Raw genomic sequence first — 15,602 nt, 5'->3', positions numbered from 1 at the left:
AAAGCGAGAGAACCGATTAATTCATTAAGTGCCGGATCAGCTCATCATCCGAATTCATGGTGTCTTTCACGCGCACCATGTAGTTGTCGCCTGAACGCCCGAACTCGCACACATACAATTCCCGGCTGTTGGCGCTGACTTCGACGCGCACGTCGCCGCTGTCGCGGAAGGGAATGACGTCGCCGGCCATCAGTTTGGAAATCGTCCTGAGCGTCAGGTCCTGCAGGCGGATCTTCGCTTCGAGCGTTACCTGCGAGCGGCGAACCTGGTCGCCGATCTGCTCCGTCCATTCCGGCGATTTGGCCGGCTGCTTCTTCGGCTTCGGCGGAGAAACCTTGGTCTTGAGCAGTGCCGCCTGGGGAACGATCAGGCAGAATTCGGAAACGATGCCGGCAAGCGTGATCGACATGTTGATCGCGGCCGCGAACTCGTCCGGACGGTCTTCCGGCGGACGGATGCGTGCCTCGAGTGCGAAGGGGGCCGACAGGCTGGGCTCGAAACCGCCTGGCGCGTTGACGGCCGAGCGAAGCACCTTGGAAATCTTGTCGAACACCATGCTGGCGAGATCGAGCTCGATAACGGAGAGAAGCCGGTCGGCCGGCTCCTCGATCGTATCGGCGGTCGCGCCAAGCAGATGTTCCATCAGCGCGATGATGAAACCGTTGCCGCAGCCGATCGTGATGTTCTGGGACCAGTTGCGCAGCGTCGCGTCGACCAGCGTCATGTTGGTGCTGAGATCGTCGACCAGATGATTCTTGTAGCCGATCTCGCAGCCGAGATAGCCGACCGTCACGTCGAGGCCGGTTTCGCTCTTCAGGACATCGGGAAGGAATTCGCTGTAGATATCGCCGAAGGAGCTGCAGAGCTTGGCAACCCTGCCCTTGTCGCCCAGACCGCCGGTCAGTTTGGCAAGAAGGACGGGATCCATTGTCTGGTTGTCATGCGAAGCATTGCTCATAGTCATTTAAGCTGCCTTGTTTTCGCCACCTGGGTTCATCATTTCCTGTTCCACTGCGTCGATCGACGGGCGTTCATAGGCCGAGATCGTCTTGCGGCCGTATTCGAGGGCGACCTGCGGCACTGAGCCGTTCATGTAGGCAAGCAGGGTCTGCTTGACGACGACGTAGAGGCGGTGCTGCTTGGAGCGGACGACCTTGATCTGCGAGACGAGCGGCGAGCAGACGCAGTAGGAAAGCAGAATGCCGAGGAATGTGCCGACGAGGGCCGAGCCGATGAGATGGCCGAGCACTTCCGGCGAGTCGTTAATGTGCGCCATGGCCTTGATGACGCCGAGAACCGCCGCGACGATACCGATGGCGGGGAACGAATCACCCATGATCTGGATCGCGTGGTAGGGCTTCATCTTGTCGTGCAGGATGGTGTTGATCTCTTCGTCCATCAGCGCCTCGATCTCGTGCGAGCGGGCGTTGCCGATGATGATGAGGCGCACGTAGTCGCAGATGAAGGCCGTCAGTTCCTTGTTCTTCAGAACCGTCGGAGCCTGCTGGAAGATCGTCGATTCGGCCGGGTTGTCGATATGCGCTTCGATTTCGTTGCGCGATTTCGTACGCAGGTCGCGCATCAGCGAATAAAGCACGCCGAGCGTATCGAGGTAGTTGCGTTCCTTGGGAACCGAGTGCTTGAAGGCCTCGCCAAGCGCCTTGCCGGAGTCCTTTACCACCTTCATGGGGTTCGCCATGATGAAGCTGCCGATGCCGGCGCCGCCGATGATCAGGAATTCGAAGGGCTGAAAAAGAGCATCGACTTCGCCGCCCATCGCCATGAAGCTTCCGACGATACAGCCGCAGACAACTACAAATCCGATAATAATATTCATCGTCAGCCCAATCTGAACGTTGCTTTTCTTTGCGACGGATAGGGTTTGTGCCTTGCGTGAGGCTGATGAAAGTGGCTTTTGCGAATTCATTTGCGCTGCCAGCTTCGCGCAAGGATTTGCCCTCACATTGAACGTGACGAGTGGGCCTATGCGCGCCCATGTCTGAGATGCCGCTCAGCGGAACCCGTGGCCGAACGAAAAGGAGCCCGGTGTTTCGTTCCGTTCATTGCCAATGTGGAGCTTACCGACATGCAATCCGGTCTTTACGTTTCCCTGTCGTCGCAGATGGCCCTCGAAAAACGCCTGACGACAATCGCCGACAACATGGCCAACGTGAACACGACCGGCTTTCGCGGCACCGAGGTAAAGTTCGACGAGATGGTGGCCAACAACAAGAACAAGACGAACACCAGCGTCGCCTTCGTCTCCCAGGGCAATGACTATCTGGACGGCACACACGGTGAATTGCAGCACACCGGCAACATGCTCGATTTCGCCATCAAGGGCGATGCCTGGTTCTCCCTCGATACGCCCGCCGGCCGCGTCCTGACCAAGGACGGCCGTTTCACCATGCGCGAGACCGGCGAGCTTGTCTCCATCCGCGGCTATCCGGTTCTCGATGCGGGCGGCGCGCCGATCGTGCTCGACACCTCCGCCGGCGAACCGTCGGTCGGCACGGACGGCATCATCTATCAGAACGACCGCCAGGTCGGCTCGCTCGGCCTCTTCGAAGCCGATATCAGCAAGGGTTATCTGCGCTACGAAAACAGCGGCATCATGCCGACCGACCAGCCGCGCGCCGTCGTCGACCGCTTCGATATCGGCGTCGAGCAGGGCTATCTCGAAAATTCCAACGTCAACGCGATGCACGAGATGACGCAGCTGATCGAGGTAAACCGCGCCTTCGACAGCGTCTCCTCGCTGATGCGCGACAGCGAGGATTCGTTCAAGGAAGCGGTTCAGACGCTGGGCGGCAGCCGCTAGGCAAGGGTGTGAACCATGAACGCCACCCTGCTGGCCGAGGATGCGCTTTCACCGAAGCTGACGCATCTCGGCGACCTTGCGAAACGATACACTTCCCCGGAATATTCGGTCACGCACGGTGGCCGCGTGCACACGATCGCTGCCGGTCACTACACCGTGCGCGGCCTTTCCCGGCATGTGCGCCTCGGCGAATTCGTGGCGCACAAATCCGCGACCGGTGTCCATCTCGGCGAAGTCGTCAGGGTGGAACCGGATCTCGTCTATGTCTGCCCGATCGAACCGGGCGAGCCGATCGGCATCCATGATATCGTGATCCGCAAGGGAGCCTTCCGCATCTCGCCGTCGGACAGCTGGTGCGGCCGCACCATCAATTCCCTCTGCGAGCCGATCGACGGGCTAGGCCCGATCGCCGAAGGCCAGGACCGCCGGTCGATTTCGACCACCGCGCCGCCTTCGATGACACGCCAGCGCGTCGAAAACGGGTTCAAGACCGGCGTGCGCGCGATCGATATTTTCTCCCCGCTTTGCCTCGGCCAGCGTCTCGGCATTTTCGCCGGCTCCGGCGTCGGCAAGTCGACGCTGCTGTCGATGCTCGCCCGTGCCGACGCCTTCGACAAGGTGGTCATCGCGCTGGTCGGAGAACGCGGCCGCGAAGTGCGCGAATTCATCGAAGATACGCTCGGCAGCAATATGAGGAAGGCGATTGCCGTCGTTGCCACCAGCGACGAGAGCCCGATGCTGCGCAAGATGGCGCCGCTGACGGCGGTGACGATCGCCGAGCATTTCCGCGACAAGGGCGAAAACGTTCTCTTCATCGTCGACAGCGTCACGCGTTTCGCGCATGCGATTCGCGAAGTGGCGACCGCTTCCGGCGAGCCGCCGATCGCCCGCGGCTATCCGGCCTCCGTCTTCACCGAGCTGCCGCGTCTTCTGGAACGCGCCGGTCCCGGTCCGGAAGGCGCCGGCACCATCACCGCGATCATCTCCATCCTCGTCGATGGCGACAATCACAACGACCCGATCGCCGACTCCACGCGCGGCATTCTGGACGGTCACATCGTCCTGCAGCGCAGCCTGGCGGAGGAGGGGCGCTACCCGCCGATCGATCCGCTTGCATCCATTTCGCGTCTTGCCCGCAAGGCCTGGACCCCGGACCAGGAGAAGCTGGTTTCCCGCCTCAAGGTGCTCATCCACCGCTTCGAGGAAACCCGCGACCTGCGCTTGATCGGCGGCTATCGCCCAGGCGCCGATCCCGATCTCGACATGGCGGTCAAGCAGGTGCCGATCATCTATGACGTCCTGAAACAGTCTCCGGGAGACCGCGAATCGCTCGATGCCTTCGCCGATCTTGCCGGCGCTCTCAAGGCCGCCGCCGGCGTACCCACTCCGAGTGCGCCTATTCAAAGGAGGGCCTGAGCATGGCCGATTTCGAAGACGAACGGATTGCCGCGCTGAAAGAGCGCGACAAGGGCGTGCTGCTCGACCGCGCACTGACCTTTTTGGGGCTGGCGCTTGCCGGCGCTTCCGCCTTCTTCCCCTGGTATGTCTTCTTCAACGAGGACAAGTTCGGCATCAACGTCGCCGACAGCAATACCTCGCGCGAATTGCCGGACTGGCCGGCGCGCAACGTCTTCAGCGTTTCGCCGCTCGCCATGGTCAACAAGAACGACGAGGCCAAGAAAGTCCCGCCGATCGACAACATGACGACGGCAACCGTGTCCGAGCTCGGCAAGGAACGCAACGGCGACGCCTCGATGGAGGATCAGCCTTTCCCCGGCAAGGGCTCTTTCCGTCTGCTGCACGTGGCCAACGGCCGGGCGCTCATCGAGGATCCTTCGGGCATGTACGTCGTGCGCGTCGGCTCGATCCTGCCTGACGAAAGCCGTCTTGCCACTTTGGAACAGCGCGACGGCAAGTGGGTGATCGTCACGTCCAAGGGTGAGGTCTACCAGAACAACTAGTTCAGGCGAAACGACGAATCGCTGCGAGGTCCAGCCGGAAAACCGGCCGGGCGGCGGTTGGTCAGTGTGTGTAAGTAACCCCTGAGAATTGGCTGTAAAGCCAGCGTTTACCGTAAGTCCCACGCAAGATTACCGCCCTAGGTTCGGCCTAGTAAAAACGGAGAGTTCTCATGCAACCGATTCAACTGTTCGACTTGGCTTCAAAGCAGGCGGAATGGCTGACGATCCGTCAGGAGGTTGTTGCCGGCAACATCGCGAATGCAAACACGCCGAAGTTTCGTGCCAAGGACGTGACGCCTTTTCAGGCGGTGCTCGACCAGTCGGACGTGACCATGACGCGCACCAATCCGATGCATCTGAGCGGCAACGATTTCAGCACGAGCGGCAGCATCGACGTGAAGGATGCCGCGCTCGATCAGGAAATCGGCGTCCAGGAATCCGGCAACACCGTCGGTGTGGCCGAAGAACTCTCCAAGGCCGGCGAGATCAAGCGTCAGTACGACCTGAATACCTCGCTGGTCAGTTCCTTTCATCGAATGATGTTGATGACCGTAAGGAAGTAGACGCATGGATCCGCTTTCAGCAGCAATGAAAATCGCAGGTTCCGGGCTCGAATCGCAGTCGACACGTCTGCGCATCGTCTCGGAAAACATCGCCAACGCCCGTTCGACCGGCGACACGCCCGGTGCCGATCCCTATCGCCGCAAGACCATCACTTTCGGCCAGCAGCTTGATCGCGCCAGCGGCGTCGAGACCGTCAGCGTCAAGAAGATCGGTGTCGATGAAGGCGATTTCATCAAGGAATACGATCCGAGCAATCCTGCTGCGGACGACAAGGGCATCGTCAAGCTGCCGAACGTCAACATCCTGATCGAGATGGCCGACATGCGCGAAGCCAACCGCTCGTATGACGCCAATCTGCAGACGATCAGGCAGACCCGCGACCTCATTTCCTCGACGATCGATCTTCTCAAGAGCTCACAATAATGATCAGCAGCGTACAGAACGTCAGCAATCTTTCGATGACCCGCGCGCTCGGCGCCATCGACAGCGAAAATTCCGTCTCCTCCTCGACCGCGACCTCTTCGGCCGCATCGGGAGTATCGAACGGCCTGAGCTTCGCGTCCGTCATGGGCAACATGGCGACCGAGGCCGTCAACAGCCTGAAGGGCGCCGAAAACATGTCCTTCGCCGGCATCAAGGGCACGGCTTCCACGCGCGAAGTCGTCGATTCCATGCTGCAGGCCGAGCAGACGCTTCAGACTGCAATTGCCATTCGCGACAAGGTCGTCTCGGCCTTCCTCGAAGTCACAAAGATGCAGATGTAACTGATTTGAGGACGAACACATGAGAGCGCTCGCCATTGCAGCAACGGGCATGGATGCCCAGCAGACCAATCTGGAAGTCATCGCGAACAATATCGCCAACATCAATACGACGGGCTTCAAGCGTGCCCGTGCCGAGTTCACCGACCTTCTCTACCAGACCGAACGCGCCAAGGGCGTCGCCAACCGCGCCAACCAGGCCATCGTGCCGGAAGGCGCCAATATCGGTCTCGGTGTTCAGACTTCGGCAGTGCGAAACCTGCACCTGCAGGGCGAACTGACCCAGACCGGCAACGATCTCGACATCGCCATCGTCGGCAAGGGCTTTTTCCAGATCCAGTCGACCGACGGCACGACGCTCTACAGCCGCGCCGGCGCGCTCAACAAGAATGACCAGGGCCAGCTCGTCACCATCGACGGCTACGAGGTCATCCCCGGCATCACCATCCCGCAGGGCGCCACCGAACTCACGGTCAGCCGCTCCGGCGAAGTGACCGCCAAGCTGCCCGGCCAGACCGATCCGACCACGCTCGGCCAGATCACGCTTGCGGACTTCGTCAACGAAGCCGGCCTGAAGCCGATCGGCGACAACCTCTTCCAGGAAACGCCGGCATCCGGCGAGGCCGTCGTCGGCAATCCCGACGAGGATAACATGGGCTACCTCAAGCAGGGCTACCTGGAATCCTCCAACGTCGATCCGGTGAAGGAAATCACCGAGCTGATATCGGCCCAGCGCGCCTATGAAATGAACTCGAAGGTGATCACGACCGCTGATGAAATGGCATCCATCGTCAGCAAGAACCTGAAGTAAGAGGGAAGGGCCGAACATGATGTTTCGCCGGGCAGGATACATCCAGGGATGGGTGGCTGCGGCCACGATCGCAATTGCCGGCATGGTCGTGCCGGCAGCAGCGGATGCCGGCATGGGTTATGCCGTCGTCCCGACGACGATCATCTACCCCGGCGACACGATTACGAGCGCCCAGCTTCAGGAAGTCGAAGTCACCAACCCCAACCTGTCGGGAGATTACGCAAAGTCGGTCTCCCAGGTCGAGGGGCTGGTTTCCAAGCGCACGCTTCTGCCGGGCCGGACGATTTCGGTCTCGGCCCTGCGCGAACCCTATACGGTCACGCGCGGCTCCAACATCCGCCTGGTCTTCCAGCTCGGCCAGATGACCATCTCCGCGGCCGGCACGCCTCTCGAAGACGGCGCGACCGGCCAGTTGATCCGTGCACGCAATATGGATTCCGGCGTCATCGTCAGCGGCACCGTGCTCGCCGACGGTACGGTCCATGTGAGGGCAAAATGAAGTTCTTCTTTCGCATTCTGAGCCTGCTTGCGGTTCTGGCGATGAGCCTTGCCGATGTCGCGCCCGCCTGGGCGCTGACGTCCCGCATCAAGGATATCGCCTCGCTGCAGGCCGGCCGAGACAACCAGCTCATCGGTTACGGCCTCATCGTCGGTCTGCAGGGCACCGGTGACGGTTTCCGTGCGTCTCCGTTTACCGAGCAGTCCATGCGCGCCATGCTGCAGAACCTCGGTATTTCCACGCAGGGCGGCCAGTCGAATGCCAAGAATACGGCGGCCGTCATGGTCACCGCCAATCTGCCGCCCTTCGCAAGCCCCGGCAGCCGCATCGACGTGACGGTCAGCTCGCTCGGCGATGCGACCTCGCTGCGCGGCGGCACGCTGGTCATGACCTCCCTGTCGGGGGCCGACGGCCAGATCTACGCCGTCGCCCAGGGCGCGGTCATCGTCTCCGGCTTCCAGGCCCAGGGGGCGGCCGCAACCGTGACCGAGGGTGTGACGACCGCCGGCCGCGTGCCGGGTGGCGCCATCATCGAGCGCGAATTGCCGTCCCGCTTCAAGGATTCGGTCAATCTCGTCCTGCAGCTGCGCAACCCCGATTTCTCCACCGCGATCCGCATTGCCGATATCGTCAACGGCTACGCCAAGGCCCGCTTCGGCGGCCCGGTCGCGGAGGCCAAGGATTCGCAGGAAGTCGTCATCGAAAAGCCGCGCGAGGCCGATCTGACGCGCCTGATGGCCGATCTCGAAAATCTCGTCGTCGAGACCGATACGCCGGCCAAGGTCGTCATCAACGAACGCACCGGTACGATCGTCATCGGTTCGGATGTGCGCGTCTCGCCCGTCGCCGTCAGCTACGGTACACTGACCGTGCAGGTGACGGAAACGCCGCAGATCATTCAGCCCGAGCCCTTCTCGCGCGGTGAGACCGCCGTTCAGCCGCAGACGGATATCCAGGCGCAGAAGACGGGTGGACGGGTCGCGATCATCGACGGTCCCGACCTTCGCACCCTCGTTGCCGGTCTCAACAATATCGGCGTCAAACCGGATGGCATCATCGCCATTCTCCAGGGCATCAAGTCGGCAGGCGCCCTGCAAGCGGAGCTTGTGCTGCAATGATCAAGATCAAGAACCGGAACCCGATCGCTAAACTGCTGCGCCGGCTGGCTCTGCCGGCGGCAGGCCTCGTGCTGCTCTCCATTCCCGGCGCCTTCGCCCAGGAAGTGGCGCCGCTCGGCGACATCACGCCGACGGACGAGGTCAAGCAGTTCTGCACCAACATCGCCGATCCGGCGCGCGACCAGCGTTATCTCCTGCAGAAGCAGGAGCTTGAAAAGCTGCGCGCCGATATCGACAGCCGCATCGCCGAAATGGACAAGCGCAAGACCGAATACCAGGACTGGCTGAAGCGGCGCGACGATTTCCTCAAGCAGGCCGAGGCCGGCCTGACGGATATCTACAAGAAGATGAAGCCGGACGCCGCCGCCCTGCAGCTGCAGGACGTCAAGCCCGAACTGGCCGCCGCCGTCATCATGCGGCTCGGCGCGCGCCAGTCCAGCCTCATCCTGAACGAGATGGATTCCACCCAGGCGGCCAAAATCGCCGGCATCATCGCAAGTGCATCTGATCCCAATACCTCGAAGGATCCTTCATGAATAAGCGTTTACCGGCTGTGATCGCCGCCGTCGCCCTGCTTGCAGGCTGCCAGTCCACGGCAGTCAACGAGATCGGCCGCGCGCCTTCCATGAGCCCGATCGGCAGCGGTCTCGCCTACGGCCAAACGCCGCAGATGGCGCTCTATCCGAAGCAGCCGCGCGCCGTCGCACAAGGCTATTCGCTGTGGAGCGATTCGCAGGCCGCCCTCTTCAAGGATGCGCGCGCCTTGAATGTCGGCGACATCCTGACGGTCGACATCCAGATCAACGACAAGGGATCTTTCGACAACGAGACCAACCGCAGCCGCACCAATTCGAGCGGCATGAACTGGGATATCAACGCCCAGATCTTCGGCTGGACGCCGCAGTCGAAGACGGACCTGACCTACGGTTCCGACACGAGCACGGACGGCAAGGGCAAGATCGAGCGCACCGACAAGCTGAACCTTCTGGTCGCCGCCGTCGTCACCGGCATTCTCGAAAACGGCAACCTCGTCATCAGCGGCTCGCAGGAAGTCCGCCTGAACCAGGAACTGCGCATCCTCAACGTCGCCGGCATCGTGCGTCCGCAGGACGTCAATTCCGACAACCAGATCTCCTACGACAAGATCGCCGAGGCCCGCATCTCCTATGGTGGCCGCGGCCGTCTGATGGAAGTGCAGCAGCCGCCGCGCGGCCAGCAGGCCGTCGATCTCTTCTCGCCGCTCTGAGGCTCGATCACAATGGCAGAAACCGAAACAGGCGAAGGCAAGAAAAAGAAGTCGGGCGGCATGGTGATGACGATCGCCGGCCTTGCCGTGCTGACGCTCCTCGGCGCCGGCGGCGGCTGGGCGGTCGGCAACATGGTCGCCCCCAACATCCGCAGCGCCGTCGAGGCCGAGCAGGCGAAAGAGGCCGAGGCCAAGAAGAAGGCCGAGGGTGGCCTGCCGAAAATCGCCACCGAAGCCAACAATATCGTGGTGCTCGACCCGGTCACGTCGAACCTCGCCTACCCCTCGGAAAACTGGATCCGACTCGAGGTGGCGCTGATGTTCAACGGGCCGCCGGATGTCAAGGTCGCCGAGGATATTCACCAGGATATCCTCGCTTATGTCAGGACCATTTCCCTTCAGCAGATCGAAGGGCCGCGCGGCTTTCAATATCTCAAGGATGACATCCAGGAACGTGTTGACCTTCGCTCTCAAGGGCGCGTATCGAAGGTCATGTTCAGGACCTTTGTCATCGAATGATTCGATTCATAGTTTGCCTTGCCGCCATGATGGCGGTGCCGGAACTGGCGGTGGCCCAGCAGCTGCCGACTGATCTGTTGAATATCCCGGTCGACGGCTCGGTCGCCGCCTGGATCATCAGGACATTCGGCCTTCTGACCGTGCTTTCGGTCGCGCCGGGCATCCTCATCATGGTGACGAGTTTTCCTCGCTTCATCATCGCCTTCTCGATCCTGCGTTCGGGCATGGGCCTGTCCTCGACCCCCTCGAACATGATCCTTCTCTCGCTCTCGCTGTTCATGACCTTCTACGTGATGTCGCCGACCTTCGACCGGGCCTGGCAGGACGGCGTCCAGCCGCTGCTCGCCAACCAGATCGATGAGGCCACGGCCGTCCAGCGCATTGCCGAGCCGTTCCGCACCTTCATGTCGGCCAATACGCGCGACAAGGATCTTGCTCTTTTCGCGGATCTGGCGCGCGAGCGCGGCCAGAACATCCAGACGACCGAGCCGATCGACTACCGCATCCTGCTTCCCGCCTTCATGATCTCGGAGATCCGGCGCGGTTTCGAAATCGGCTTCCTCATCGTCCTGCCCTTCCTCGTCATCGACCTGATCGTCGCGACGATCACCATGGCCATGGGTATGATGATGCTGCCGCCGACCTCGATCTCGCTGCCGTTCAAGATCCTCTTCTTCGTGCTGATCGATGGCTGGAACCTTCTCGTCGGCAGCCTCGTGCGCTCCTTTAGCTGACGGCCCCGACGCAGCTTTAATTTTCACATGAACAAAACCCGCCGGATCGCTCCGGCGGGTTTTGTGCTTTCGGATGCGGCTGGGGCCGACTTAGCCGTTCGAGCCGAAAGGCTCGGTGCGCGGCGGCAGGGCCGGGACGTCGATATGGTCGGGGCCGAGACCCTGCTTGGCGCGTTCGGCCATCAGTTCGTAGGCATGTTCCAGATGGTGGCAGAAGCGCTCGGCATCGAAGAGCGGCGCGATGTAGCGCTTTTCCCGCAGATGCTGCTTGTAGCCGGCGACGCGTTCCGGGTTGAGGGCCAGCTCGACGGCCAGGTCCTCGTAGGCCTGCAGGTCGTCTGCGACGAGTTCGGGCAGGTCGATTGCTCTCAGCAGGCTTTCGCTGACGCGGGAGGCGAAGTTGGTCCCCTTCATCGTCAGGACCGGCAGGCCGCCCCAGAGCTGTTCCGAGGTGGTGGTATGGCCGTTGACGGGGAAAGTATCGATGCCGAGGTCGGCCGCCTGCTGGCGGCTGATGTGCTGTTCGTAGGGCGCACGCGGGCAGAAGATGATGCGCTTCGGCGAAATGCCGCCGGCCTGGAAGCGTTCCAGCAGATTTTCCTTGTTGCGGGGCGTGTTGGCCATCAGCCAGAGCACGCTGTCGGGTGCGCGCTTGAGAATCCTGCACCAGCTGTCGACCACCTGCGAGGTGATCTTACGGTTGCCGTTGAAGGATGCGAAGATGAAGGCATTTTCCGGCAGGCCGAGCTGATCGCGCGTGACCGGCTGCGGCTGCGGGCGGTTGGCCGGGTCGTTCGGCTGATAGCTTTCCGGCATGCGCAGGAATTTCTCGTGGTAGAAAGGCTTGGCCACGTCAGGCAACACCGAATGGTCGCCGATGACATAGTCGAGATCGATATTGAGCGTGCTGCCGGGAAAGCCGAGCCACGCGACATGGATCGGCGCCAGCGGCTGGTTGAAGGCGGTGGAACGGCTCCCCGACGTATGCCCCTTGAGGTCGACCATGATGTCGATATTTTCGGCGCGAACCGTCTTCAGGATCGCTTCGTCCGACAGGCCGTAGACATTGACGATCTTGCCCCAGCGGCTGCGGTCGGTCCTGTTGTTTTCCAGGTATTCGGGCAGCGTGTGGTCGAAAAGCGTGATCTCGAAACGGTTGCGGTCGTGGAGTTCGAGCACGCGCTGCAGGAGCTTCATCGTCGCGTGACCGTCCCAGAAGTCCGAGGACATGTAGCCGATGCGGATCTTGTCGGACCACGTGTGCGGCAGGCTGCGCCGGTAGGCAACGGCGGCCGGATCGAACGGCCTCGTGCCGATCGTCGCATAGCGGTTATAGTCCTCGTTGCCGCACCAATGCAGGTGATAGAAGGGGTTGTCCTTCCTGAGGATGTCGATGTCGTTCTTGGCGAGCGCGGCGTCGATCGGCGCCTGGTGCTTGTTCGCCTCGGCGAACTCGTTGAATTCCCGCAGGCAGACGAGATAGAGGAAACGGAAGGCGAGGTTGCCCGGATACCGCCGGAAGAGGTTGCGGGCGAGCGTCTGGTTCGTCTCGTCCAGCAGGTCGTCGTTCAGCAGCAGTGCGGCAAGGCGCGCGTGCTCCGGGTTCTGGCTCTCCGACAGGACCTTCTTGAAGGGGCGCAGCAGGTCGCGCCGCTGGCGGCGCAGATAGATCGAGGAGATGATGAAGGCAAGTTCCGGATCTTCCTGCGCCTTGCCGAGATTGCGCATCGCGATCAGGAGCGCCTCGTCATCGTTGCCGGACTCAAGATGGATCTTGGCGGCGGTCTTCAGGAACTCGTACGCGCCCTGTCCGGCGCAATCGGCAGCAAGGCAATAGGCCTTGGCGGCATCCGTCTTGAAGCCGAGTTGCAACAGGTTCTTGGCCAGGAGAGCGTAGGTCTTGGCGTCCTTCTGGGTATCGATGAGCTGGTTGAGCGTCGCCAGGGACTGTGTGTAGCGGCCGGCCTGATAGTCCCGGGATGCCGCCGAGAACGAAACTTTGCTGTTCAAAACCTAACTCCGTAAGGAAATGTTCCGGCATGAAATGGTGATCGACGGGACACGCACTCGGCCCACCCGCAGGACACGGGTTGCCCGACGATACTATCCCGGCTTCTGCCACACTGGCACTCGAAGCTTGCTTGAAACCGGTGCGGCCGAATGCCCGTTTTCCGGGAGAAGTCGAAGCGCCGAAAACGAATTCAGCCAACATTAACCATGCAATCGAAGCGGCCCGGCGGGGAGCCGCGTTTTTAAGAAGTTGGCAAGTATTGGCTGCGAGATTGCCCTGGACATGACGGGTTTGGGCCAAAAGACAAGGGCACCGAGTGGCATGAAGCTGGTCCGTCATCGCCGGTATTTATAGTCCGGTATGTCCTCCTTTTTTGTATCTAGTTTTCTAGGGGACACACTTATGACGAGCATTAACACGAACACTTCCGCCCAGGCAGCTCTCCAGACGCTGCGCAACGTCAACCAGAACCTGACGAGCACGCAGAATCACGTTTCGTCCGGTTATCGCGTTGCCAAGGCTTCCGACAACGCTGCTTACTGGTCGATCGCAACCACCATGCGTTCGGACAACAAGGCCCTCTCGGCTGTTTCCGACGCTCTCGGCATGGGCGCCGCCAAGGTTGACACCGCTTACACCGCGATGGACAGCGCCATCGACGTCGTCGGCGAAATCAAGGCAAAGATCGTCGCCGCAACTGAAAACGGCGTCGACAAGAAGAAGGTCCAGGAAGAAATCGACCAGCTGCAGGACCAGCTCGTCAGCATCGCTCAGTCGGCTTCCTTCTCCGGTGAAAACTGGGTTGCTGGCGCCAACAACACGACGAAGAGCGTTGTTTCCTCCTTCGTTCGCGACGGTTCGAACGGCGTTTCGGTCAAGACCACCGACTACGTTCTGAACAACACCTCGAGCGGCAACGTTCTGTTCGGCATGCTGACGACCGGCGCCATCGAAACCTCCACGGGTATCCTCGGCTCGAGCGTTGGTACGATCGGCTCGGTTTACAGCCTCGACATCACCTCCTTCACGCAGGCTGACCTCGGCCTCGCTCTGAGCGCCGTTGAAGGCGCCCTGAAGGCGATGACGTCTGCCGGTGCAAAGCTGGGTTCGATCTCGACCCGCATCACGATGCAGGACGACTTCGTCAGCGCTCTCTCCGACTCGATCGACTCCGGTGTCGGCCGCCTCGTCGATGCCAACATGGAAGAAGAATCCTCCAAGCTCTCTGCTCTCCAGACGCAGCAGCAGCTCGCGATCCAGTCTCTGTCGATCGCCAACTCTTCTTCGCAGAACATCCTGTCGCTCTTCCGCTAATAGCGGCGCAGCCACATTTCCGAAAGTCTCGAGGCCGGGTAACTCCCGGCCTCGAATGTTTTAATATTCAGTTAACGGAAACCTTTCTAAGTATCAGATATTTTTACGAAATTTCGTTTCTGAATTTAGCTTTCCTTAACCATCTTGCTGTTTTCTAAGCCCATCGAAACGGCGAGTTAACCCTAACGAAGATGGTTAACAGGCATGATGCTGATCGCTGTGGGCCGGCCAAAATCCGGAATGTCCCTTCCTATCATCTGCCAAAAGGGGCAAGCAAACTATGACGAGCATCAACACCAATAACGCTGCAATGGCAGCTCTCCAGACGCTGCGCAACGTTAACCAGGGCCTCCAGAAGACCCAGGACCACGTTTCGTCCGGCTACCGCGTCGGCAAGGCTGCTGACAACGCTGCTTACTGGTCGATCGCAACCACCATGCGTTCGGACAACAAGGCCCTCTCGGCTGTTTCCGACGCTCTCGGCCTCGGCGCCGCCAAGGTTGACACCGCCTACACCGCCATGGACAGCGCCATCGACGTCGTCGGCGAAATCAAGGCAAAGATCGTTGCCGCAACTGAAAACGGCGTCGACAAGAAGAAGGTCCAGGAAGAAATCGACCAGCTGCAGGACCAGCTGATGAGCATCGCTCAGTCGGCTTCCTTCTCCGGCGAAAACTGGGTTGCTGGCGCCAACGCCGTAACCAAGAGCGTTGTTTCCTCCTTCGTTCGCGACGGTTCGAACGGCGTTTCGGTCAAGATGACCGACTACGTTCTGAACAACACCTCGAGCGGCAACGTTCTGTTCGGCATGCTGACGACCGGCGCCATCGAAACCTCCACGGGTATCCTCGGCTCGAGCGTTGGTACGATCGGCTCGGTTTACAGCCTCGACATCACCTCCTTCACGCAGGCTGACCTCGGCCTCGCTCTGACCGCTGTCGAAAACGCCCTGAAGGCGATGACGTCTGCCGGTGCAAAGCTGGGTTCGATCTCCACCCGCATCCAGATGCAGGACGACTTCGTCAGCGCCCTGTCCGACTCGATCGACTCCGGTATCGGCCGCCTCGTCGATGCCAACATGGAAGAAGAATCCTCCAAGCTCTCTGCGCTCCAGACGCAGCAGCAGCTCGGCATCCAGTCTCTGTCGATCGCCAATTCCTCTTCGCAGAACATCCTGTCGCTCTTCCGCGGCTGATAGGATCGCGAAACATAACCCGCCGGATAACCGGCGGGTCACATGGAA

18 protein-coding genes are annotated in these 15,602 nt (G+C 60.9%); 15 read left to right on the top strand and 3 right to left on the bottom strand.

The window, feature by feature from the left end; all coding sequences use genetic code 11:
* Positions 1–16: 16 nt before the first annotated feature.
* Both ACFPWW_RS23520 and motA read right to left on the bottom strand, forming a co-directional pair.
* The gene (locus tag ACFPWW_RS23520) at positions 17–964 is read right to left on the bottom strand and encodes a FliM/FliN family flagellar motor switch protein (RefSeq protein ID WP_112566780.1); all 948 of its coding nucleotides are present in this window, start codon (positions 962–964) and stop codon (positions 17–19) included.
* On the bottom strand, positions 965–1,837 hold the full coding sequence (gene motA / locus ACFPWW_RS23515; protein WP_112566777.1) for a flagellar motor stator protein MotA: 873 nt from the start codon (positions 1,835–1,837) through the stop codon (positions 965–967).
* A 249-nt stretch (positions 1,838–2,086) separates the two neighbouring features.
* Between motA and flgF the strand changes: the two genes are divergently transcribed.
* From flgF to fliP, 13 genes are all read left to right on the top strand, one after another.
* Positions 2,087–2,821, top strand: a complete 735-nt coding sequence (flgF, locus tag ACFPWW_RS23510; RefSeq protein WP_112566774.1) for a flagellar basal-body rod protein FlgF — start codon at positions 2,087–2,089, stop codon at positions 2,819–2,821.
* Positions 2,822–2,836: 15 nt separating this feature from the next.
* Positions 2,837–4,237 carry a flagellar protein export ATPase FliI gene (gene fliI / locus ACFPWW_RS23505; RefSeq protein ID WP_113413088.1) on the top strand — a complete coding sequence of 467 codons (1,401 nt, stop codon included), beginning with the start codon at positions 2,837–2,839 and terminating at the stop codon, positions 4,235–4,237.
* A gap of 2 nt (positions 4,238–4,239) precedes the next feature.
* Entirely contained in the window at positions 4,240–4,782 is a 543-nt protein-coding gene (locus ACFPWW_RS23500; RefSeq protein ID WP_112566768.1) for a flagellar protein, read from the top strand.
* Between the two features lie 170 nt (positions 4,783–4,952).
* On the top strand, positions 4,953–5,345 hold the full coding sequence (gene flgB / locus ACFPWW_RS23495; protein WP_112566765.1) for a flagellar basal body rod protein FlgB: 393 nt from the start codon (positions 4,953–4,955) through the stop codon (positions 5,343–5,345).
* A 4-nt stretch (positions 5,346–5,349) separates the two neighbouring features.
* Positions 5,350–5,769 carry a flagellar basal body rod protein FlgC gene (flgC, locus tag ACFPWW_RS23490; RefSeq protein ID WP_112566762.1) on the top strand — a complete coding sequence of 140 codons (420 nt, stop codon included), beginning with the start codon at positions 5,350–5,352 and terminating at the stop codon, positions 5,767–5,769.
* Positions 5,769–6,110 (top strand): flagellar hook-basal body complex protein FliE, encoded by a 342-nt coding sequence (locus ACFPWW_RS23485; RefSeq protein WP_112566759.1) that lies wholly within the window; start codon positions 5,769–5,771, stop codon positions 6,108–6,110. Before flgC ends, ACFPWW_RS23485 begins: the two co-directional genes overlap by 1 nt.
* A gap of 19 nt (positions 6,111–6,129) precedes the next feature.
* On the top strand, positions 6,130–6,918 hold the full coding sequence (gene flgG / locus ACFPWW_RS23480) for a flagellar basal-body rod protein FlgG (RefSeq protein WP_112566756.1): 789 nt from the start codon (positions 6,130–6,132) through the stop codon (positions 6,916–6,918).
* A 16-nt stretch (positions 6,919–6,934) separates the two neighbouring features.
* Complete coding sequence (gene flgA, locus ACFPWW_RS23475) at positions 6,935–7,417, top strand: flagellar basal body P-ring formation chaperone FlgA (protein WP_112704973.1); 483 nt, start codon at positions 6,935–6,937, stop codon at positions 7,415–7,417.
* On the top strand, positions 7,414–8,535 hold the full coding sequence (locus ACFPWW_RS23470; RefSeq protein WP_112704972.1) for a flagellar basal body P-ring protein FlgI: 1,122 nt from the start codon (positions 7,414–7,416) through the stop codon (positions 8,533–8,535). The genes flgA and ACFPWW_RS23470 overlap by 4 nt, the downstream gene beginning before the upstream one ends.
* Positions 8,532–9,071, top strand: coding sequence for a MotE family protein (locus tag ACFPWW_RS23465; protein WP_377313394.1), 540 nt, complete (start codon positions 8,532–8,534; stop codon positions 9,069–9,071). The genes ACFPWW_RS23470 and ACFPWW_RS23465 overlap by 4 nt, the downstream gene beginning before the upstream one ends.
* On the top strand, positions 9,068–9,781 hold the full coding sequence (gene flgH / locus ACFPWW_RS23460) for a flagellar basal body L-ring protein FlgH (protein ID WP_112566744.1): 714 nt from the start codon (positions 9,068–9,070) through the stop codon (positions 9,779–9,781). Before ACFPWW_RS23465 ends, flgH begins: the two co-directional genes overlap by 4 nt.
* Before the next feature lie 12 nt (positions 9,782–9,793).
* Positions 9,794–10,300: a flagellar basal body-associated FliL family protein gene (locus ACFPWW_RS23455; protein WP_112566741.1), complete on the top strand. Its 507-nt coding sequence runs from the start codon at positions 9,794–9,796 to the stop codon at positions 10,298–10,300.
* Positions 10,297–11,034, top strand: coding sequence for a flagellar type III secretion system pore protein FliP (gene fliP / locus ACFPWW_RS23450; protein WP_112754767.1), 738 nt, complete (start codon positions 10,297–10,299; stop codon positions 11,032–11,034). Before ACFPWW_RS23455 ends, fliP begins: the two co-directional genes overlap by 4 nt.
* Positions 11,035–11,124: 90 nt before the next feature.
* Here fliP and ACFPWW_RS23445 read toward each other — a convergent pair whose 3' ends face one another.
* Entirely contained in the window at positions 11,125–13,044 is a 1,920-nt protein-coding gene (locus tag ACFPWW_RS23445) for a glycosyl transferase (protein ID WP_113413090.1), read from the bottom strand.
* 403 nt (positions 13,045–13,447) lie between these two features.
* Between ACFPWW_RS23445 and ACFPWW_RS23440 the strand changes: the two genes are divergently transcribed.
* Together ACFPWW_RS23440 and ACFPWW_RS23435 are read left to right on the top strand one after the other, a co-directional pair.
* Positions 13,448–14,359: a flagellin gene (locus ACFPWW_RS23440; protein WP_377313391.1), complete on the top strand. Its 912-nt coding sequence runs from the start codon at positions 13,448–13,450 to the stop codon at positions 14,357–14,359.
* 280 nt (positions 14,360–14,639) lie between these two features.
* The gene (locus ACFPWW_RS23435; protein WP_112570786.1) at positions 14,640–15,554 is read left to right on the top strand and encodes a flagellin; all 915 of its coding nucleotides are present in this window, start codon (positions 14,640–14,642) and stop codon (positions 15,552–15,554) included.
* Positions 15,555–15,602 lie beyond the last annotated feature (48 nt).

Origin of the sequence: Rhizobium sp. GCM10022189, assembly GCF_042656325.1 — a bacterium.
GTDB lineage: Bacteria > Pseudomonadota > Alphaproteobacteria > Rhizobiales > Rhizobiaceae > Rhizobium.
Note: the sequence above shows the minus strand (reverse complement) of the source record. Positions and strands in the feature narration are given on the sequence as shown.